Origin of the sequence: Bacillus sonorensis NBRC 101234 = KCTC 13918, from assembly GCF_001592005.1 — a bacterium.
Lineage (GTDB): Bacteria > Bacillota > Bacilli > Bacillales > Bacillaceae > Bacillus > Bacillus sonorensis.
On sequence record NZ_BCVZ01000023.1, the window covers coordinates 20,447 to 41,177 of the forward strand.

The following is a 20,731-nucleotide window of genomic DNA, read 5'->3' on the forward strand; positions in this document are numbered from 1 at the left end:
AATATTTTAAATATCATAACCCTGACAGAACAAGATAAACAGCAAGGGGGCTCATTATGGAGTTTGTCATCGGCTTATTAGCGTTATTTTTAATCTTATTCGCTACAGGCTACTTATTCAGGAGAAATATATATAAAGAAATCGACCGATTAGAGGCGTGGAAAATCGAAATCCTGAATCGTTCGATTGTGGAGGAAATGTCAAAAATCAAGCATTTGAAAATGACGGGACAGACCGAGGAGTTCTTCGAAAGATGGCGAAGAGAATGGGATGAAATCGTCACTTCACACATGCCGAAGGTTGAAGAGCTTTTATTTGAAGCGGAGGACTGCGCGGATAAATACCGCTTTCAAAAATCAAAGCAGGTGCTCGCCCATATTGAGAATCTTCTATCAGCGGCCGAGTCCAACATCGAAGACATTTTAAAGGAAATCGCCGACCTCGTCTCAAGCGAAGAACAAAACCGCAAGGATATTGAAGACGTGAAAGAACGGTATACAAAAGTACGCAAAAATCTGTTGGCTTACAGCCACCTGTACGGTGACCTCTATCCGAAAATAGAAGCCGATCTAGATACGGTGTGGGAAGGGATCAAACGATTCGAAGCCGAAACTGAAGGCGGAAACTACATAGAAGCAAGAAAGGTGCTGCTTGCACAGGACCGCTTGCTTGAAGAGCTTCAATCCCACATAGACGATGTACCCAAGCTGCTTGCCAGCTGCAAGCAGACGGTGCCGCACGAGCTCGCAAAACTGAGGGCGGGCTATCAGGAAATGATCGATAAAGGCTATAAGCTTGATCATATACAGATTGAAAAAGAGCTTGAAAACCTGATGAAAGAACTGAACCGCGCCGAAGCCGCGCTGATGGCCGACCTCAATCTGGAAGAAGCATCAGCGATCGTGCAAATGATTGATGACACGATCCAGACATTATACAGCGACCTGGAGAAAGAGGTCGAAGCAGGCCAGCTCGTTTTAAGCAAAATGCCTGAGCTCGCTGTCACGCTTGAAAAACTTGAAAAACGCAAGCTGGAGACAAAAACCGAAACAGAGCTCGTGAAAGAAAGCTACAGGCTGACGGCGGGTGAACTGGAAAAACAGCAGTCATATGAAAAGCGCCTTGAGGGCATCCATAAACAGTTTGAACAGGTGAAGGAAAGGTTAGATCAGAAGCATGTCGCCTATTCTCTCCTGAAGGAAGAGCTTTTGGACATAGAAAAACAGATTGAAGCGGCCCAAAAAGAGCACGATGAATACAGGGATATGCTGCAGCTGTTGAGAAAGGAAGAGCTTCAGGCAAGAGAGCTTCTGGAGCAGCTGAAGCGCACTGTCAAAGATACGGCGAGACGTCTGGAAAAAAGCAATGTTCCGGGCATTCCCGAGTCATTAACAGAACAGATTCAGCAATCGCGTTCCATCGTTCAAAAAGTGAATGAGCAGCTTGATGTGCTGCCGCTGAACATGGATGCGGTCAATGAACGTCTGCAGGAAGCGGAAAAGCTTGTCACAGATGTGAAAGAACAGACGGATGGTCTTGTGGAAAAAGTGTTGATGATCGAACGCATCATTCAGTACGGCAACCGTTTCAGAAGCCAGAACCATTTGCTTTCCGAGCAGTTGAAAGAAGCGGAAAAACGGTTCTATTCATATGATTATGATGAGGCGTATGACATTGCGGCCAGCGCGGTGGAAAAAGCGTCTCCGGGTTCGGTAAAACGGCTGGAATCACAGCAGGAACAGCCTGAGTAAACAAAGCCGGCATCGTTTAGGAGATGCCGGTTTTTTGTCCTATATGTCGCTGCGGCCAGCGTCTCTATTGAAAAACCCCTCCGCTTTATGAAACGGGGGGTTTTTTCAATTTAGCTCACTTTCTTTAAGCGGTCAGGGCTCACAGGAATAAAGAACGTCAAGATGTATCCGATGATACCGCCGATGATGGCCGGGATGAGCCAGCCGATCCCGAAGCTGTAAAATGGAATGTGCTGTCCCAGAAATTCATTTAACGTGCCCAACGGGATTTTTGCGGCGTTCAAGCCGTCGATAATGCTGAAAATACCTGTTGCCAAAGTCGTGCCGATATACACTTCACGGCGTTCTTTAAACAGCTTATCAATAAATGACAGAAAAATCACGACGATCGCAAGCGGGTACAGTGCTGAAAGAATCGGCACTGAAAGCGAGATGATTTCATTCAGGCCGAAATTGGCAATCACCAAGCTGAACAGGGAGACGATTATTACGACTGTTTTGTATGATAGGCTTGGGATCAGCTTTGAAAAATATTCTCCGCACGATGAAACAAGTCCAACGCTTGTTGTCAGACAGGCGAACAAAATGGCGACACCGAGTACGACATTACCAAATGAACCGAACAAAAACGCGGAAGCCTTTGATAATATTTGCCCGCCGTTATCGAGGGAGCCGACCGTATCAACGCTTGTCGCTCCGAGATAAGCGAGAGAAACATATACCAATGCAAGACCCGCTGCGGCAACAATGCCCGCTTTTATACAAGAAGCGGCGATTGATTTTGGATTTGTAACACCGCGTTCTTTAATCGCCGTAATGACGACGATGGCAAAGACGATCGATGCAATGGCGTCCATTGTTTTATAGCCTTCTAAAAATCCGGTAAACAGCGGAGCGGACTGATAAGCTTTCGTAACAGCTCCGATCTCGCCCATAGGCGTAATAAATGCTTTAATGACTAATATTGCAATAACTGCCAATAATATCGGTGTTAAAATTTTACCGATCCGGTCGACCAGCTTGCTTGGATTTAATGCCAAGAAATACGTGATGCCGAAAAATATTAATGTAAAAATAAACAGATAAATACCTGATGATTGCTTTCCTAAAAACGGCTCAACGGCAATGACATATGACACATTTCCCGTTCTTGGGATCGCAAACAGCGGTCCGATCGTCAAATAAATGCTGACGATTAAAATCGTACCGAAGACGGGATGTGCTTTATCCGCAAGCCCTTTTGCACTGCCGGTAAGGGCTACAGCAATGACGCCGAGAAGCGGCAGGCCGACGCCTGTCAGCAAGAACCCGATGATGGCCGGCAATACGTTTTCTCCAGCAGCTTGGCCGAGCTGCGGAGGAAAAATCATGTTTCCCGCTCCGAAAAAGAGAGCGAACAACATCAGCCCGATCGCTATCGTTTCCTTAGCGGATAGTGAAGTTTTCATTAAAAAGAACCTCCTGCTTTTGTTAAAATTTTCTGTCAATTTATTTTTTAAAAATATAATATGACAAAAGTCCAAAGACTATTATATTTTAAATATCAGAGAAGTCAAACACTTTATAATTAATTTTTCAAGTGCAAGTTGATATGATAACATATACAGTCATGAAAAAGAACGTTCAATTTCAAAGGAGAAGAATTATGATTTATCTTGATAATAGTTCGACAACTAAACCTTACCCTGAAATATTACAAACTTATGAACAAGTGAGTCAGCGTTTTTTTGGCAATCCATCATCAATGCACCTCCACGGAGTGGAAGCCGATCAATTGCTGAATGAAGCAAGGCAGCAAATTAAAACGGCCCTGTCCGTCAACGGTTATGATATCGTATTTACGTCAGGGGCCTCGGAAGCCAATAATATAGCGCTGAAAGGCATTGCTTTGGCACATAGCCAAAAAGGAAAGCATATTATCACTTCTTCGATTGAACATCCTTCTGTTACCGAGTCTTTGGAACAGCTGAAAACGGCGTTCGATTTTGATATTACGTACCTTCCTGTTGACCGGGACGGACGCGTTTCGCTTGACCAGCTGGAAAAAGCGATCCGTAAAGATACGATTCTTGTCAGCATCATGCATGTGAATAATGAGACAGGCGTGATTCAGCCGGTAGAAGACATTGGAAAAATCGTAAAAAGGACGAGCAGGGCGTACTTTCATGTCGACCATGTTCAAGGGATTAACAAGGTGCCTTTGGATATCGCCCGTGCAGACATTGATCTCTGTACAATATCGGGCCATAAATTTCACGGCTTAAAAGGGACAGGAGCTCTTATACTAAAAGAAGGAATGTCTCTTTTTCCCTTGATTTCAGGCGGCCAGCAGCAAAACAACAGGAGGGCCGGGACTGAGAATACAGCCGGCGCGGTTGCGCTCGCAAAAGCCATCAATTTGTCTTCAAAGGATTACGCCGAATATATAGAAGAGATGAAATCGGCAAAAGAAAATTTCATCAAGCAGCTGAAAGAGATAAAAGATGTTATATTAAATACGCCGGAAGAAGGAAGCGCGCCGCATATCATTAATTTCTCTGTTCCGGGAATCAAAGCTGAAGTCCTCTTGCATATGCTCGAGGAACGGGATATTTTTGTCTCGACGACATCCGCATGCTCATCCAAGCAGCATAAGCCGAGCAAGGTGCTTTTGGCTATGGGGAAAGGAGAGCAGGCGGCCGCGAGCAGCATCAGAATCAGCATGACTTACCGGGGGAACAAAGAGATTGTCGAGCCGTTTATGACGGCTTTAAAAGAAAGTGTACACAAACTAAAAGGAATTATGAGGTAGAGAAACATGAAATATGATTACATTTTAATCCGCTTTGGAGAAATCTCAACAAAAGGAAAAAACAGACGCCTTTTTGTCGATCGTCTGAAGAGAAACATTAAAATGGTCTTGCGTGATTATACGGGCATCCGCTATGAATCAACAAGGGACAGAATGACCCTTACATTAAACGGAGAAGATGCGGAAGGCGTGACAGCCCGCTTAAAAAACGTGTTCGGCATTCAGTCTTTCAGCCTTGCCGTCAAATGTCCGACAGACCTGCACAGCATTAAAGAGACGGCTCTTGCCTCTGTCAAAGAGCAGTACAAAGCTGGTGATACGTTCAAAGTATCGACAAAAAGAGCCTATAAACAGTTTGAATTAGACACCAATGAAATGAATGCCGAAATCGGCGGCCATATCCTGCGCAATACAGACGGCTTGACCGTTGACGTCCACTCGCCTGACATTCATCTCCGGATCGAGATCAGGGAAGATGCCACTTATTTGACGTTCCGTGATGAAAAAGGAGCGGGCGGACTTCCGGTCGGCAGCGGGGGAAAAGCAATGCTCATGATTTCAGGCGGTATCGACAGCCCTGTTGCCGGCTTCTATGCCATGAAGCGCGGCCTTGAGATTGAAGCCGTTCACTTTTTCAGTCCGCCATACACAAGCGAGCGCGCCAAGCAAAAGGTTATCGATCTTACGGAAAGGCTCACGGCGTTCGGCGGGGACATCAAGCTTCACATTGTTCCGTTTACCAAAACGCAGGAGCTCATCCAAAAACAAATTCCTGAAAACTATTCGATGACAGCGACCCGCAGACTGATGCTCCAGATCGCAGACAAGCTTCGCGAACAGAACAACGCCTTGGCTATTTTTACGGGAGAAAGCCTCGGACAAGTCGCCAGCCAAACGCTGGAAAGCATGTATGCCATCAATGCTGTGACAAGTACGCCGGTCTTGCGTCCGCTGATCGGGATGGATAAAACCGAAATCATCGAAAAGGCGAAAGAACTCGGCACCTACGATATCAGCATCAGGCCGTACGAAGACTGCTGTACGATCTTTACGCCGTCAGCGCCGAAAACGCGTCCGAAAAAAGAGAAAATCGAGCATTTTGAAAGCTATACAGACTTCGAGCCGCTCATCAAAGAAGCCGTAGAAAAGACGGAAACAATTGTGCTGAAGGGAAAAACAGAGGTGAAAGAGAAGTTTGCCGACTTCTTTTAACAGCATATTCATTTAGGTCGGGCAGCGTTTTGTTTTGCATACAATTACCAAACATTCTTTGCATGAAGTCATGTGTTTTGACACAATCTATACTCACAAGGAGGTGAGAACACATGGCTCAAAACAACAGACAAAGCAATTCTAACCAACTATTGGTTCCAGGAGCTGCTCAAGCTATCGACCAAATGAAATTCGAAATCGCTTCTGAATTCGGTGTTAACCTTGGAGCGGAAACTACTTCTCGTGCAAACGGTTCAGTTGGAGGAGAAATCACTAAGCGTTTAGTTTCTTTCGCTCAACAACAAATGGGCGGAGGCACACCTCAGTAATTCAAAAATTAAAAAGTAATGGATAATGGGTGGGGTTTTCCCCACTCTTTTTATTTATGTTACACCCAAGCAGCAGCTTCTCAGCAGCGATACATAAAAACAAAACGTTTTTCGAATGCATACCGGGTTATGTATAATAAAAAGATGGCAGACCATGAGGAGATGTAATGTGTGAAAAGAGAAGAGTTAATCGCTCCGGAAAAGTATAATGCGATGGATGAAATTGAAAAATTCAAATCCGTTTCAAATAAGACCGCTTTAATCTGGGAAGACGAAGCAGGACGCAAAGCTGCCTGGACATATGAGATGCTGATTGATAAAGCAAATCAGATCGGCAGCGTTCTGACCGGTTCCGGTTTTAAAAAAGGTGATAAACTAATCGTCATGATGCCCCGCATATTGGAAACTTATGCTGTATATATGGCAATTTTAAAAGCGGGAATGGTCATCATTCCATGCTCTGAAATGCTCCGGGCAAAAGATTTGGACTACAGGATCAAGCATGCTGGTGTTACAGGCGCGATTCTTTATTCTTCATTTGTTGATTCCTTTCAGGATGTGCAGGCAAAAGGAGAACTGAAAACTTTTTCAGTCGGGAAAAACCAAGAGGGCTGGCCGGATCTCCTTGAGGAAATGGAAAAAAGCGATGGGGCTTCCTTCCGGGCGGCAGATACGAGCCGTGATGATATCGCGCTATTATCCTATACATCTGGAACGACGGGGCAGCCGAAAGGCGTTGTCCACACACATGGCTGGGCTTACGCTCATCTAAGAACAACGGCTTCCGCCTGGCTTGATATCAGGGAAAATGATCTCGTCTGGGCGACAGCGGGCCCAGGGTGGCAAAAATGGGTATGGAGTCCGTTCTTGGCCGTGTTAGGGAGCGGTGCAACCGGGTTTGTCTATCATGGAAAATTCCGTCCGGAAACGTATTTGGACCTAATCGACCGCTATCAAATCAATGTGCTTTGCTGTACGCCTACAGAGTACCGTTTTATGGCGAAGGTCGATGATCTGTCGGGATATGATCTATCTTCTTTACATAGCGCTGTTTCAGCCGGTGAACCGCTAAACAGGGAAGTCATTGACACGTTCAGAAAACATTTTCGTGTCGAAGTCCGGGACGGATACGGACAAACAGAAAGCACACTGCTCGTCGGCGTCCTCAAAGGAATGAAAATCAAACCTGGAAGTATGGGCAAACCGACACCTGGCAACATCGTTGAAATCGTAAATAAAGCCGGGGAAATCTGCGGGGCCGGCGAAACAGGGGATATCGGCGTTCATTTGAGTACGCCGGCCTTGTTTAAAGAATACTATCAAGATCCGGAACGAACGCTTCTGCAAAGGAGAGGGGATTACTTCATCACCGGTGACAAGGCGAGGAAAGATGAAGATGGCTATTTTTGGTTTGAAAGCCGCGATGACGACATTATTATCAGCTCCGGATATACGATCGGCCCTTTTGAAGTTGAAGACGCGCTGATCAAGCATCCGCTCGTGAAAGAATGCGCGGTTGTTGCGAGTCCTGATGAAATCAGGGGCTCCATTGTAAAAGCCTACGTTGTATTACGAGAAGGCGCCGGAGATGAAAGCCTTGTGAAAGAGCTGCAAAACCATGTGAAGGCATTAACGGCACCGTATAAATACCCGCGGGAAATTGAATTTATCGATCAGCTCCCAAAAACCCCGTCTGCGAAAATCAGGCGTTTTGAATTAAGAGAACGGGAAATCGCCAGAAAAACGGGAGAAAACCGTTAAATGCCGGCAACCCATTTAATATTAAGGGGGGATATCCTTTGAGTCATGACTCACTCCGACAAATCGAAAAGGAGATCGCGCTCTTGGTGCGTCTGACGACGGCCTACAGTCCGCGGTTTGGAAGTTTGGACCGTTCGGAATACCTGCTTTTGAGTGAGCTTGATAAGCAAAGTCCTCTTGCCATCCATACGCTGGCTGATAAGCTGATGCTGAATCTTTCAACTGCGAGCCGGCAGGTCTCTGCCCTGGAGCGGAAGAAACTGATCAAGCGTTTTCCCGATCCGCAAAACGGCAGGATCAGCCTTGTGGAGATGACCCATGAAGGCATTGACATTCTTCATAAGGTGCAAAAGGCACGCTATGAGGTATATGCCGAAGTTCTTCAAGAATGGCCTGATGAAGACCTGTCTGTATTGGAGGCCAATTTAACCCGGCTGAACCGGGATTTCAAAAAATGGAGCAAATAAAAAAAGGTGGCAGAGAAGATCAAAGTGAAGATTTCGCTTCACAATCCATCTTCAAAAGTCCTCCCGGGAATGAATGCCGATATATAATCCGGAAAGAGGCAAGCGCTTAGCGCTTGCCTCTTTCTTATGAAAAGGCTTCCAGTTTTTTAAAGGAACGTACGCTTTACTTTTTCCCAGAATGAATTATCCTTCAGCTTGATCGTTTTGATCACTTTTCCGGACAGGCTGACGTCGACCTCTTTCACGTGCATCGTGCTAAAAGCTTCATTGTCAAGGCCGATGATCGGATAATCATTTCCATCCTGGACGATTTTCAATGTGAGTCTGCGGTCTGCGCTTAATATAAACGGCGATCCGAGTGTTCTGTAGGTGTTGTTGTTTAATGATGCGAGCTCTGTCACCTGTACGCACGGCAGCTTCGGATCGACAACCGCTCCCTCGACGGATTTATTATAGGCCGTGCTGCCCGTCGGTGTTGAGATGATCATTCCGTCGCCGCGGAAGGTTTCAAAATGAAGATCATCGATAAACACATCCATCACAAACGTTTTAATAATGCTTGAGCGGATGGACACCTCATTCAGACATTGAAATCGGTTGGTCCCGTCAACCGTTACATCGATCAGCGGATATTTTCTGACTTCTATTTGTTCCGAGTTTGTCGCTTCTATCATTTTATCTGTATCATGTATATTAAAATCCGCATATAAATGAGCCTTCCCCTTTTTTGCTATCCCCACATACAGACAGTCGTCCCTGAAATTCGTTTTCCGAACCGCCTGCAAAAATGTACCGTCCCCGCCGATACTTGCGATAATGTTGGCCTGCCGGTGATCGTCAACGACTTGAAATCCGTGTTCTGTGGCAAGCTGTTTGAGCATATTGCACTGTTCATCTGTTTCCGAATTTTTCTTGTAAAAGAAATAAATGTTTCGGCGGTCTGTCACACCCATTCTCCCCTTTGTCTGTGAAATTTAGATTTCTCTGCCATCCAACATATATGTTAAAATGACCTGTGACCCTAGTTTACCATGTCCTGCACATTTCTTGTATATGAAGCACTTTCATATCGAACTTTTTCCCTTCATATACGTACAATGACATGCAGCTTTTTTTAATTAAAGGAGGAGAATACATGAATCCCAAACGATGGGTAGCGCTCGTGATTGCATTGGCCATTTTTGGCTGCTCTCTGATCATGAGCCTTGTTTTAGCGGTGTTTGAAAATTTCGGAGAGGACAGTAAGATGCAGCTTGGACTAAGCGACGGACAGGAAGAAACGGTATTGGAACATGGGAGCGGTTCAAGCAAAATCGCCGTCCTTGAAGTTGACGGAACAATTGCCGACAACGGCGATGGCGGAAGCCTGCTCGGTTCTGACGGATACAATCACAGATCATTTTTGAAAATGCTCGAAAGGGCCAAAGATGATTCCGCAGTAAAAGGAATTGTATTGCGCGTGAATTCTCCGGGAGGCGGAGTATACGAAAGCGCTGAAATACATAAGAAACTCGAAGAAATCAAAAAAGAAACGAAAAAGCCGATTTATGTTTCAATGGGGTCAATGGCGGCATCTGGAGGCTACTATATTTCAACGGTTGCCGACAAAATTTTCGCGGCGCCGGATACGCTGACAGGTTCTCTCGGGGTCATTATGGAAAGCATGAATTACGGCAAGCTTGCTGAAAAATTGGGCCTGAAAACTGAAACAATTAAAAGTGGTGAATATAAAGACATTATGTCCCCGACGCGCGGCATGACGAAAAAGGAACGGGAGATCATGCAGGCCATGGTCGATGATTCCTACGAAGGCTTCGTTGACGTTATTTCAGAAGGGCGCCATATGTCCAAAGCCGATGTCAAGAAAATCGCTGATGGACGGGTGTATGACGGGCGCCAGGCTAAAAAAATCCATTTGGTTGATGAACTCGGCTACTACGAAGATACGGTAAAAGCGTTGAAAAAAGACCATAAAAATTTGGATGGTGCATCTGTAGTCACCTATAAAGAATCAACAGGCCTGTCGTCTTTCCTTTCAATGAGCGCAAACAAAATATTTAAGAGCGAAGCGGACTTTTTGAATATTAAGGAAGCAATTTCACAATCCGGCGCACCAAGATTGATGTATCTTTACGCCAAATAGGAGGGGACCGAAAAATGGATATGACTTATGATGGAAAGGATCATCATGAAATATCTGCGCCAGCTGATGATTCCCGGCAGCAATCGGCCCCGGCGCTTGAGCATGCATATGCCGGTTTTTGGATCAGATGCTGGGCTTTTCTGCTTGACGGAATTGTCATAGGCAGCATCAACCGCCTGTTGATATCTCCTGTTTTCAGTTTGCTGAATCTGCCGAAAGAAACAGGGTTTTTCTCTTTTTCGCTGTATTCGATAACGAGTGCTGTCGTGTTTTTCGCTTATTTTGCCCTCATGACCAGATACTTCAAGCAAACATTGGGCAAAATGGTATTCGGGCTGAAGGTTGTTTCCCTTGTCCCTGAAAAAGGGCTGACCTGGGATGTCATCCTGTTCAGAGAAGTGATTGGGCGCTATATCAACAGCTTGTATATCACCTATATCATTTGCGGGTTTACGCCAAAGAAACAAGGAATCCATGATTTCGTTGCCGATACCGCGGTCATTCACGAAAAATTGTACCGGAAAAATAAATAAGCGATTCAAAAACCCGGCTGGAGGAAGCCGGGTTTTTGGTGCTGCCAGGGAAATTGCGGCGATCTTTCACGTTTATTTTTTTTTCTTTTATCCCATAATGCCTAGTATAAGAGGAAGTGAAATCATGGTGTACATATGGATAGCGGTGGCATTGGCTCTTCTTGCTGCTGTTTGGTTCATGAAAATCCGCGTGTCTGTTGAGTATCTTCATACAAATGATGATGATCGGCTGACCATCAACATTCGGACGGGTTTCGGCCTCCTTCGCATCAAAAAAGACATTCCGATGATCAAAGTCAATCAAAAGGATATGAGCGTTAATGTGAAAGAGCGGACGAAGACGGCTGCCGACAGGAAGCAAAAGAAAAGAAAAGTCGGATATCAGAACGTACTGGAAAATGGTCGCCAAATCAAAAACGTTGTCAAACAAATCGTTAATCTTACACCGATCGTCCTGAAATTTATGAAGCATATTCATGTAACCAAAATGGAATGGACGTCGGTTCTCGGACTTCCCGACGCCGCTCTAACCGGGATTGCAACGGGCGCCGCATGGTCGGTAAAATCCGCTACGGTGGCGATTTTGGATCAGGTCTTTTGTTTTGACCGCCGTCCGGAGTACCAGGTGATCCCCGTGTTTAACAGCCCATTCTCCAAAACACACCTGACATGTATATTCCATTTTCGCGTTGGACATGCTATAATCGCAGCTTTCAGAATCGTGGTTAATTGGAAAGGGAAAATGCGCGGCTTGTTTAAGCTGCCAAAACATCTGTCAGGTTCAACAAAGAATGACTCATCAGTATAGGAGGAATGGAATATGGCTGAACATCCAATTCAAGGTTTGATGAAAACCGCCATGGAAAATTTGAAAGAAATGATTGATGTCAACACCATTATCGGAGATCCTGTAGAAACACCTGACGGCAGCGTCATTTTAACCGTCTCCAGAGTAGGCTTTGGTTTTGCGGCCGGCGGAAGCGAATTCAGCGGCAATAAACCGGCGGAATCAAAATCAAGCGACGGGGAGCGCGAGCGTAAAGAAGCGAAGCTTCCGTTTGGCGGCGGAAGCGGCGGAGGCGTATCGATTACTCCGATTGCGTTTTTGATTGTCGGTACATCCGGCGTAAGAATCCTCCACTTGGATGAAAACACGCACGTCATTGATAAGATTTTAGACTCCGCTCCGCAAACAATCGAACGGATTCAGCAAATGTTCAAGAAAAACGACAAACAAAAACAGCAAATGAATCGTCAAAACAATCCGCCGTTTTAAAAAAGCCATCAGCATAAAAAGTTAACTGTTATTGATGCAGTTAACTTTTTTCTGGTACAGGCCAAACTTAAACTTTGCAGTTTGGCCTAAACTCTTTTATAGTAGAGTCATACATAAGTGAAGGAGGAATGATGATGGCTTCAATAACATTTAAAGGAAACCCTGTTACATTGGTGGGCTCTGACGTACATGCTGGCGACCAGGCTCCTGATTTTACGGTACTGTCAAATTCGCTTGAGGAAGTCACGCTTCAAGACATCAAAGGCAAACCCGCCATTATATCGGTGATACCGTCCATTGATACGGGGGTTTGCGATGCACAGACCCGCCGCTTTAACGAAGAAGCCGCAAGCCTCGGTTCAGTGAAAGTGTATACGATCAGCGCGGATCTTCCTTTTGCCCAGGCGCGCTGGTGCGGAGCAAACGGAATTGAAAATGTGGAAACATTGTCAGATCACCGGGAGATGTCATTCGGGGAAGCATTCGGCGTCTACATCAAGGAATTGAGACTGCTTGCCCGTGCTGTTTTTGTGCTAGATGAAAACGGAAAAGTCGTATACACCGAATATGTAAGTGAAGCGACAAATCATCCGGATTATGAAAAAGCGATTGAAGCTGCCAAATCGCTTGTGAAGTAAATGAACGTTAAAAAGGGCTCCAGGTGATCATCTCCCCGGAGCTCTTTTCATGGCTCTGATTTTTTGATAAGGAGAGACACAGCATGCAAAACAATCAAGTAGAAACCATATATGAATGGCTTGACGGAGGAGCGGGAATCATTGCAGGCGACCTGGATATTCCATACATAGAAGCTTTGGCAGAAGCGGGGGAGGCGTTTTTTTCAGGAGAAACAAGCCGCGCGCTGTCTGAATCAGCCGCTCAAAAGATGAAAGAACTAATCGGCAAAGCCGATTTTTCCGAATGCAGCCATGAAGCGATACGCAAAGCCTTTCAGCTTGCCATCTTGAAGGGGCTGAAAAATGTTCCCCATCCGAACCGCCAGATGACGCCGGATACGATCGGCCTGTTTATCGGATATCTCGTGAACAAGTTCATGGGCCGCAAAAAAGGACTCACCCTTTTTGATCCGGCGGTAGGGACGGGCAATCTTCTGCTTGCCGTGTTAAACCAGTTTTCTGAAGAAGCCGGCAAAGCCTTCGGTTCTGAAATTGATGATGTGCTCATCAAACTCGCCTATGTTCAGGCGAACCTGCAGCAAAAAGAAATCGAATTCTTCAACCAGGACAGCCTGCAGCCTATTTTTATGGACCCCGTTGATGCGGTGATCTGTGACCTTCCCGTCGGATACTATCCAGATGATGAAAGCGCGCGGGCGTTCCAGCTGAAGGCGGAAGAAGGCCATTCTTTTTCCCATCATCTATTCATTGAACAAAGCCTGACATATACAAAACCGGGCGGATATTTATTTTTCATGATTCCAAACCATTTATTTGAAAGCAGCCAAAGTCAACAGCTCCGCGCCTTTTTAAAGGACAATGCGCATATTAATGCAGTGCTCCAGCTGCCGTTATCGATCTTCAAGGATGAGGCGCATGCGAAAAGCATCTTGGTTTTGCAAAAGCAGGGTGAAGGGGCAAAAGCTCCGAAACAGGTGCTGCTTGCTGAACTGCCGTCCTTTTCCAACAAAGAGGCGATGCTGAAGATGGCCGCAAAACTTGACAATTGGTTTAAGAGCAAAAAGAGCTAAAATAGTCAGAGATGGTATTCTCTGACTGTTTCTATTTTCAGAAAATAATAATTTCTTATTGAAAGCGCTACCAAACAAGATCATGGCTTGAAAAGGATTCTTCTGAATGTTTAAATGATAAAGGCAGTTATTTTTTGAATTTACTAAGAACAATTTTATACATATTTTTTATGATCCGGGTTGAACATAAAATCACCGGACTATAGGTAAAAAGGAGCGTCATTTATGTCCAAAATCATTGCAATTAACGCTGGAAGCTCATCACTGAAATTTCAACTTTTCGAAATGCCCAGCGAAAAAGTATTAACAAAAGGTTTAGTTGAACGGATCGGGTTGGATAACGGCATTTTCACCATTTCTGTCAACGATGAAAAAAAGAGTGAAACAACCGACATTCCGGATCATTCCGTAGCGGTAAAAATGCTGCTCGACAAACTGACGAAATACGGCATCATTAATGATTTAAACGAAATCAACGGAATCGGCCACCGCGTCGTTCACGGCGGCGAAAAGTTCAGCGACTCTGTTCTATTAACGGATGAAATGATTCATGAAATTGAAGAAATTTCTGAACTGGCGCCGCTTCACAACCCGGCCAACATCGTCGGAATCAAAGCGTTTAAGGAAGTCCTTCCGAACGTACCTGCCGTCGCTGTATTTGATACGGCATTCCATCAGACGATGCCTGAGCAGTCATATTTATACAGCCTTCCTTATGAATACTATGAAAAGTTCGGAATCCGTAAATACGGTTTCCACGGAACATCTCATAAGTATGTCACTGAACGCGCGGCAGAGCTTCTCGGCCGCCCGCTAAAGGAATTGCGCCTGATCTCCTGTCATCTTGGAAACGGAGCGAGCATCGCTGCCGTTGAAGGCGGCAAATCAATCGATACGTCAATGGGCTTCACTCCGCTTGCAGGTGTGGCGATGGGTACCCGTTCAGGAAACATCGACCCTGCGCTTATCCCGTTTATTATGGAAAAGACAGGACAAACCGCTGATGAAGTTCTGAACACGCTGAATAAAAAGAGCGGACTTTTGGGCATTTCAGGCTTTTCAAGCGACCTGCGCGATATCGTAGAAGCGGCGAAAGAAGGAAATGAACGCGCGGAAACGGCTCTTGAAGTATTTGCAAGCAGAATCCATAAATACATCGGTTCTTATGCGGCGAGAATGAGCGGCGTTGACGCGATCATTTTCACTGCCGGCATCGGTGAAAACAGCGTAGAGGTCAGAGAACGCGTCCTCCGCGGCCTGGAATTCATGGGCGTATACTGGGACCCTGCTTTGAATCATGTCCGCGGTAAAGAAGCGTTTATCAGCTATCCGCATTCTCCGGTAAAAGTCTTGATCATTCCGACGAATGAAGAAGTCATGATTGCAAGAGATGTTGTCAGACTGGCTCAATAAAGCTTCTGAAAACGGCCTTCCCCATAAATGGAGGAGGCCGTTTTTTATTTTTAAAAAAAGCATTCTCTATTATAATGAAGAAGATTTTAGAAAAAGGAGGCGGGACGTATATGAGCGTGGAAGAACATAAAAAAGAAGCGCCCAGCCGCGTGTTATGCAAGGTCATTACAGTAAGCGACACAAGGACGGAAGAAACGGACAAAAGCGGCCGGCTGATGAAAGAATTTTTGACGGAGGCCGGCCATGAAATCGTTTCCTACGAAATTGTAAAGGATGAAAAGAAGGATATTCAGGCCGCCGTGCTTGATGGATGCCGGGATGACCGAGTTGACGCGGTTTTGTTAAACGGAGGGACAGGCATTGCGGCAAGAGATGTGACGATTGAAACGATTGCTCCGCTTTTTTCGAAAGAGATCCCCGGCTTTGGAGAAATCTTTCGCATGCTGAGCTATACCGAGGATATCGGGGCAAGCGCGATTTTATCCAGGGCGGCAGCCGGCGTTATTCAAAACAAAGCTGTGTTTGCGACGCCTGGATCAAGCGGCGCGGTCAAGCTGGCGATGACAAAACTGATTGTCCCGGAGCTTGCCCATGTGATAAGAGAATTGAGAAAAGATATCAAGTGAGAAGCTGTAGAATATTGGCGAAACTTCATTCATAAAAAATGAATGAAGTTTTTTTTATAAAAAGGTTGAAAAAACCGGGACTCCTTGTTAAAGTGTATACATATTAAATGTATTTTTATTAAACAAAACTTATTTTTATACAAAAAGCACCTAGATGAGAGGAGTTTTTCAAAATGGCAGAAAAGAAAAAAGTAGTGCTGGCATACTCAGGAGGTCTTGATACTTCCGTTGCGATAAAATGGCTGCAAGAGCAGGGTTATGATGTGGTTGCCTGCTGTTTGGACGTAGGTGAAGGAAAGGATCTCGCTTTTGTCCAGCAAAAAGCGCTTCAGGTCGGTGCCGTCAATTCTTACGTGATCGATGCAAAGGAAGAGTTTGCACAGAACTTCGCTTTGGTGGCGCTTCAGGCCCATACGCTGTATGAAGGCAAGTATCCGCTTGTATCAGCACTTTCAAGACCTCTGATCGCAAAGAAGCTTGTTGAAGTCGCCGAAAAAGAGAACGCGGTCGCCGTCGCTCACGGCTGCACGGGTAAAGGAAATGACCAGGTGCGCTTTGAAGTTTCCATTAAATCATTGAATCCGGAACTTGAGGTCCTTGCTCCAGTCCGGGAATGGAAATGGTCGCGCGATGAAGAGATCGCTTATGCGGAAAAGCACGGCATTCCGATCCCGGTCAATTTGGATAGTCCGTATTCAATCGACCAAAATTTGTGGGGCAGAAGCAATGAATGCGGCATCCTTGAAGATCCTTGGGCAGCACCGCCTGAAGGAGCGTATGACCTGACAAAACCGCTTGAAAAAACGCCTGATACGCCTGAAATTGTTGAAATTGCGTTTGAACAAGGCGTTCCGGTCTCGATCGACGGTGTTCGCTACACCCTTTCAGAATTGATTTTAAAGCTGAACGAACGAGCAGGGGAACACGGTGTTGGACGGATCGATCATGTCGAAAACCGCCTTGTCGGCATCAAATCCCGCGAAGTATACGAGTGCCCGGGAGCCGTCACGCTTTTAAAGGCGCACAAAGAGCTGGAAGATTTGACATTGGTGAAAGAAGTGGCGCATTTTAAACCGCTGATCGAGCAAAAAATGGCTGAAGTCATTTATAACGGCCTTTGGTTTTCTCCGCTGCAAAACGCGCTTTCCGCCTTTCTGAAGGAAACGCAAACACATGTCACAGGCGTCGTCCGCGTCAAGCTGTTTAAAGGGCATGCGATCGTTGAAGGCCGCAAGTCCGAGTATTCTCTTTACGATGAAAAGCTGGCGACCTACACAAAAGATGATGCATTTGACCACCATGCGGCAGTCGGCTTTATCGAACTGTGGGGTCTGCCGACAAAAGTGAATAGCATCGTTAAACAAAAGGAGCAGATTAAAGCATGAAAAAGCTTTGGGGAGGCCGGTTCCAAAAAACGCCGGAAAAATGGGTCGATGAGTTCGGGGCATCGATCCGCTTTGACAAAACGCTTGTAAAAGAAGATATCGCAGGGTCTCTCGCACATGCTTCAATGCTGAAAAAGTGCGGCATTTTAACAGAAGACGAAGCGGAAAAAATAAAGGGCGGCTTGACAGTGCTGTTGGAAAAAGCCGAAAAAAACGAATTGGCGTTTTCCGTCGATTATGAAGACATTCATTTAAATCTTGAAAAAATGCTCATCGATGAAATCGGTCCGCTCGGCGGCAAGCTTCATACGGCGAGAAGCCGCAACGACCAGGTCGCAACCGATATGCATCTTTATTTAAAAGAGCACACTGAACATATTCTGGCTGCCATTTCGAATTTTCAAGGCGTGCTTGTCGAAAAAGCGGAGCAGCATATTGAAACGATTTTACCAGGGTACACGCATTTGCAGCGTGCTCAGCCGATTTCATTCGCACACCATTTGCTCGCTTATTTCTGGATGCTTGAACGGGATAAGGAGCGCTTCCGCGATTCGCTGAAGCGGATCAATAAATCTCCGCTCGGATGCGGGGCGCTTGCGGGGACAACGTTTCCGATCGACCGCGAATATTCCGCTGAACTGCTCGGATTTGATTCAATTTACGAAAACAGTCTCGACGGAGTCAGCGACAGGGACTTCATTCTTGAATTTTTAAGCGCGAGCAGCATTTTGATGATGCATTTATCGCGTTTTTCAGAGGAAATCATTTTATGGTGTTCACAGGAATTTAAGTTTATCGAGCTTGATGACACTTATGCCACAGGCAGCAGCATGATGCCGCAAAAGAAAAACCCGGATATGGCGGAGCTCATCCGCGGGAAAACCGGACGCGTTTACGGCAGCCTGATGAGCCTGCTGACGATTATGAAGGGGCTGCCTTTGGCATACAACAAAGACTTGCAGGAAGATAAAGAAGGCATGTTTGATACCGTCAAAACGGTTGAAGGAAGCCTGGAAATTTTTGCGGGCATGGTTAAAACAATGACCGTTAATCAAAATATGATGAAAAAAGCTACTGAGCAGGATTTCTCGAACGCCACCGAGCTCGCTGATTATCTGGCGAAAAAAGGAATGCCGTTCAGGGAGGCTCACGAAGTCGTCGGAAAGCTCGTGTATACCTGTATTGAAAAAGGAATTTACCTCAGCGGCCTTCTATTTGAAGAATTCAAACAAGCAAGCGAACTGTTTGAGGAAGACGTCTATGTCGTGCTCGATCCGCACCATGCCGTCGAAAAAAGAATGAGCGAGGGCGGAACAGGATTCAAAAAAGTAGAGGAAGCCCTGCAAAAAGCGAAACAGATGTTGAACAATTTTTAACACTTCCCGTTTTGATTCATAACTGCAGGAAGTCAGACGCAAAATAACGTTATGAATCGAAAAGAGGGGTGTGGGAATGAGACAGGATAAGCGAAAGCAGGCCTATATGTATGATGCAGACGGTGATAAGGAAACCGTTCAGCAAATATCTGATGCCTATTTCAGCGGATTTGTCGGTCATGATGCCGAACAGCTGTCTGATCAAGATGAACAATAGAAACGAGTTTATATGAAGCTGGAGCCTGGTGGTTTCAGCTTTCATGCGTTTTTTACAGATTGCCCGGGCCTGCCGTCTTTGTAAAGATTGCCGATGCTCTATATGTGATATCCTCCGGATTTTGTAGTAAAGTATAGATAGACAAGAATATCATGCCAATGATGGTGAATACAGAGAACCAATGCTTGGGAGGGAAAGATGTGCGCCATGCGTTAATTACAGCCGGTTCAAAAGGTTTGGGGCGTAAAGTCACCGAAGCCCTGCTCGAAAAAGGATATTCGGTGACGGTCAATTACAGACAGGATGAAGAAGCTGTCAGCCGCCTCAAAACCGAATGGCAGTCTAGCCTTGACCGATTGCAGTTTGTAAAGGGAGATGTCACGAAAAAGGAAGATTTGCATCAGATGGTGAAGGCGGCTCTCGAGCGGTTCGGAAAAATCGATCTGCTTATCAACAATGCCGGCCCATACATATTTGAGCGGAAGAAGCTAGCGGATTATACTGATAATGAATGGTATGAGATGCTTGAAGGAAATCTCAGCTCTGTTTTCCACCTGTTCAAAGCGGTCATTCCCGTCATGAGACGTCAGCGGTTCGGGCGCATCATCACATACGGATTTCAGGGAGCCGACCATGCACCGGGCTGGCTGCACCGTTCCGCCTTTGGGGCGGCAAAAGTGGGGCTCGCGTCCCTGACCAAGACGATTGCCATCGAGGAAGCGGGCTCAGGCATTACAGCGAACATGGTCTGTCCGGGAAACATCGTCGGGGACATGAAGGAGTCCTCGATATCGGAAGCGCGGGCTTCCCTCGACCGGGAGACGCCGATTGGCAGATCGGGAACAGGAGAAGACATCGCAAGGATTATTACGTTTCTCTGCGACGAAAATTCGGACTACATTACGGGAACGGTCATTGAGGCAACAGGCGGTCTGAACGTGATTAACCGCCACTCTCTCTAAGTTTTGTTTAACATGATATATGAAATAGGGGTGGATAAAATGAAAGTGACATACCATGGCCATTCAGTGGTTACAGTTGAAACGGAAAAGCACAATCTGATTTTTGATCCTTTTATTACGGGCAATCCTTTAACAGACTTAAAAGCACAGGATGTCAGAGCGGACGTCATCCTGCTGACGCACGGCCATAATGACCATGTCGGCGACACATTGGAAATTGCCAAGCGGAACGATGCCCTTGTCGTCGCTCCGAACGAGCTTGCCGTTTATCTCGGCTGGAAAGGCTTGAATGTCCATCCGATGCATATCGGGGGCTCACACCAATTTGACTTCGGGAAAGTGAAATTGACGCAGGCTTTCCATGGTTCCGCTTATACGGAGGAGGACAGCCAGACCATCGTTTATACCGGAATGCCGGCGGGCATTCTGCTGACTGTGGAAGGAAAAACGATTTTCCACGCGGGAGATACGGGTCTTTTCTCAGATATGAAGCTCATCGGCGAATTGAACCACATCGACCTCGCATTTTTGCCGATCGGCGACAATTTCACGATGGGACCGGAAGATGCGAAATTGGCTGCGGAATGGCTCAGGGCCAAACAGGTTGTTCCCGTCCACTACTCTACGTTCCCGGTTATCAAACAGGATCCGCACGCTTTTGCCGACAGCCTGCCGGGCGGCGTGGGAAAAGTGCTGGAAGTCGGCGAATCAATCGACATGTAAATCATAACAACAATGGGGCCTTTGCGGGCTCTTTTTTATGTGTAAATGAAAACATGTA

The 20,731-nt window shown here is 46.0% G+C and carries 21 protein-coding genes; 19 read left to right on the top strand and 2 right to left on the bottom strand.

What is annotated here, in order from left to right:
• Positions 1–56 precede the first annotated feature (56 nt).
• Positions 57–1,751 (top strand): septation ring formation regulator EzrA, encoded by a 1,695-nt coding sequence (gene ezrA / locus BTR1S_RS18680; protein ID WP_006638010.1) that lies wholly within the window; start codon positions 57–59, stop codon positions 1,749–1,751.
• A gap of 110 nt (positions 1,752–1,861) precedes the next feature.
• On the opposite strand, the gene brnQ is transcribed toward ezrA, so the two are convergent.
• On the bottom strand, positions 1,862–3,199 hold the full coding sequence (brnQ, locus tag BTR1S_RS18685; RefSeq protein ID WP_006638009.1) for a branched-chain amino acid transport system II carrier protein: 1,338 nt from the start codon (positions 3,197–3,199) through the stop codon (positions 1,862–1,864).
• Positions 3,200–3,396: 197 nt separating this feature from the next.
• Between brnQ and BTR1S_RS18690 the strand changes: the two genes are divergently transcribed.
• The 5 genes from BTR1S_RS18690 (at position 3,397) to BTR1S_RS18710 (ending at position 8,311) form a co-directional block, all read left to right on the top strand.
• Positions 3,397–4,542 (top strand): cysteine desulfurase family protein, encoded by a 1,146-nt coding sequence (locus BTR1S_RS18690; RefSeq protein WP_029419172.1) that lies wholly within the window; start codon positions 3,397–3,399, stop codon positions 4,540–4,542.
• 6 nt (positions 4,543–4,548) lie between these two features.
• Positions 4,549–5,754 (top strand): tRNA uracil 4-sulfurtransferase ThiI, encoded by a 1,206-nt coding sequence (gene thiI, locus BTR1S_RS18695; RefSeq protein WP_006638007.1) that lies wholly within the window; start codon positions 4,549–4,551, stop codon positions 5,752–5,754.
• A 113-nt stretch (positions 5,755–5,867) separates the two neighbouring features.
• Entirely contained in the window at positions 5,868–6,083 is a 216-nt protein-coding gene (locus BTR1S_RS18700) for an alpha/beta-type small acid-soluble spore protein (protein WP_006638006.1), read from the top strand.
• A 171-nt stretch (positions 6,084–6,254) separates the two neighbouring features.
• The gene (gene mbcS, locus BTR1S_RS18705) at positions 6,255–7,844 is read left to right on the top strand and encodes an acyl-CoA synthetase MbcS (RefSeq protein ID WP_029419171.1); all 1,590 of its coding nucleotides are present in this window, start codon (positions 6,255–6,257) and stop codon (positions 7,842–7,844) included.
• Between the two features lie 38 nt (positions 7,845–7,882).
• Complete coding sequence (locus tag BTR1S_RS18710; protein WP_029419170.1) at positions 7,883–8,311, top strand: MarR family winged helix-turn-helix transcriptional regulator; 429 nt, start codon at positions 7,883–7,885, stop codon at positions 8,309–8,311.
• A 146-nt stretch (positions 8,312–8,457) separates the two neighbouring features.
• Here BTR1S_RS18710 and BTR1S_RS18715 read toward each other — a convergent pair whose 3' ends face one another.
• Complete coding sequence (locus tag BTR1S_RS18715; protein WP_006638003.1) at positions 8,458–9,258, bottom strand: NAD kinase; 801 nt, start codon at positions 9,256–9,258, stop codon at positions 8,458–8,460.
• Between the two features lie 188 nt (positions 9,259–9,446).
• On the opposite strand from BTR1S_RS18715, the gene sppA reads away from it, so the two are divergent.
• The 13 genes from sppA (at position 9,447) to BTR1S_RS18775 (ending at position 20,673) form a co-directional block, all read left to right on the top strand.
• Complete coding sequence (sppA, locus tag BTR1S_RS18720) at positions 9,447–10,454, top strand: signal peptide peptidase SppA (protein WP_006638002.1); 1,008 nt, start codon at positions 9,447–9,449, stop codon at positions 10,452–10,454.
• A 14-nt stretch (positions 10,455–10,468) separates the two neighbouring features.
• Complete coding sequence (locus BTR1S_RS18725) at positions 10,469–10,987, top strand: RDD family protein (RefSeq protein ID WP_006638001.1); 519 nt, start codon at positions 10,469–10,471, stop codon at positions 10,985–10,987.
• A 124-nt stretch (positions 10,988–11,111) separates the two neighbouring features.
• Positions 11,112–11,795, top strand: coding sequence for a DUF2953 domain-containing protein (locus tag BTR1S_RS18730; RefSeq protein WP_029419169.1), 684 nt, complete (start codon positions 11,112–11,114; stop codon positions 11,793–11,795).
• Between the two features lie 12 nt (positions 11,796–11,807).
• The gene (ytfJ, locus tag BTR1S_RS18735; protein ID WP_006637999.1) at positions 11,808–12,263 is read left to right on the top strand and encodes a GerW family sporulation protein; all 456 of its coding nucleotides are present in this window, start codon (positions 11,808–11,810) and stop codon (positions 12,261–12,263) included.
• 134 nt (positions 12,264–12,397) lie between these two features.
• Positions 12,398–12,901, top strand: a complete 504-nt coding sequence (gene tpx, locus BTR1S_RS18740) for a thiol peroxidase (RefSeq protein ID WP_006637998.1) — start codon at positions 12,398–12,400, stop codon at positions 12,899–12,901.
• 83 nt (positions 12,902–12,984) lie between these two features.
• Positions 12,985–13,971 (top strand): class I SAM-dependent methyltransferase, encoded by a 987-nt coding sequence (locus BTR1S_RS18745; protein WP_006637997.1) that lies wholly within the window; start codon positions 12,985–12,987, stop codon positions 13,969–13,971.
• A 225-nt stretch (positions 13,972–14,196) separates the two neighbouring features.
• Entirely contained in the window at positions 14,197–15,384 is a 1,188-nt protein-coding gene (locus BTR1S_RS18750; RefSeq protein ID WP_029419168.1) for an acetate kinase, read from the top strand.
• A 110-nt stretch (positions 15,385–15,494) separates the two neighbouring features.
• Entirely contained in the window at positions 15,495–16,010 is a 516-nt protein-coding gene (locus BTR1S_RS18755) for a MogA/MoaB family molybdenum cofactor biosynthesis protein (protein ID WP_006637995.1), read from the top strand.
• 173 nt (positions 16,011–16,183) lie between these two features.
• Positions 16,184–17,395 (top strand): argininosuccinate synthase, encoded by a 1,212-nt coding sequence (locus BTR1S_RS18760; protein ID WP_006637994.1) that lies wholly within the window; start codon positions 16,184–16,186, stop codon positions 17,393–17,395.
• The gene (gene argH / locus BTR1S_RS18765) at positions 17,392–18,771 is read left to right on the top strand and encodes an argininosuccinate lyase (RefSeq protein WP_006637993.1); all 1,380 of its coding nucleotides are present in this window, start codon (positions 17,392–17,394) and stop codon (positions 18,769–18,771) included. Before BTR1S_RS18760 ends, argH begins: the two co-directional genes overlap by 4 nt.
• A 76-nt stretch (positions 18,772–18,847) precedes the next feature.
• Positions 18,848–18,988: a hypothetical protein gene (locus BTR1S_RS22890; RefSeq protein WP_006637992.1), complete on the top strand. Its 141-nt coding sequence runs from the start codon at positions 18,848–18,850 to the stop codon at positions 18,986–18,988.
• 200 nt (positions 18,989–19,188) lie between these two features.
• Complete coding sequence (locus tag BTR1S_RS18770; RefSeq protein ID WP_006637991.1) at positions 19,189–19,950, top strand: SDR family oxidoreductase; 762 nt, start codon at positions 19,189–19,191, stop codon at positions 19,948–19,950.
• Positions 19,951–19,989: 39 nt separating this feature from the next.
• A complete protein-coding gene (locus BTR1S_RS18775) occupies positions 19,990–20,673 on the top strand; it encodes a metal-dependent hydrolase (RefSeq protein ID WP_006637990.1) in 684 nt (227 codons plus the stop codon).
• Positions 20,674–20,731 lie beyond the last annotated feature (58 nt).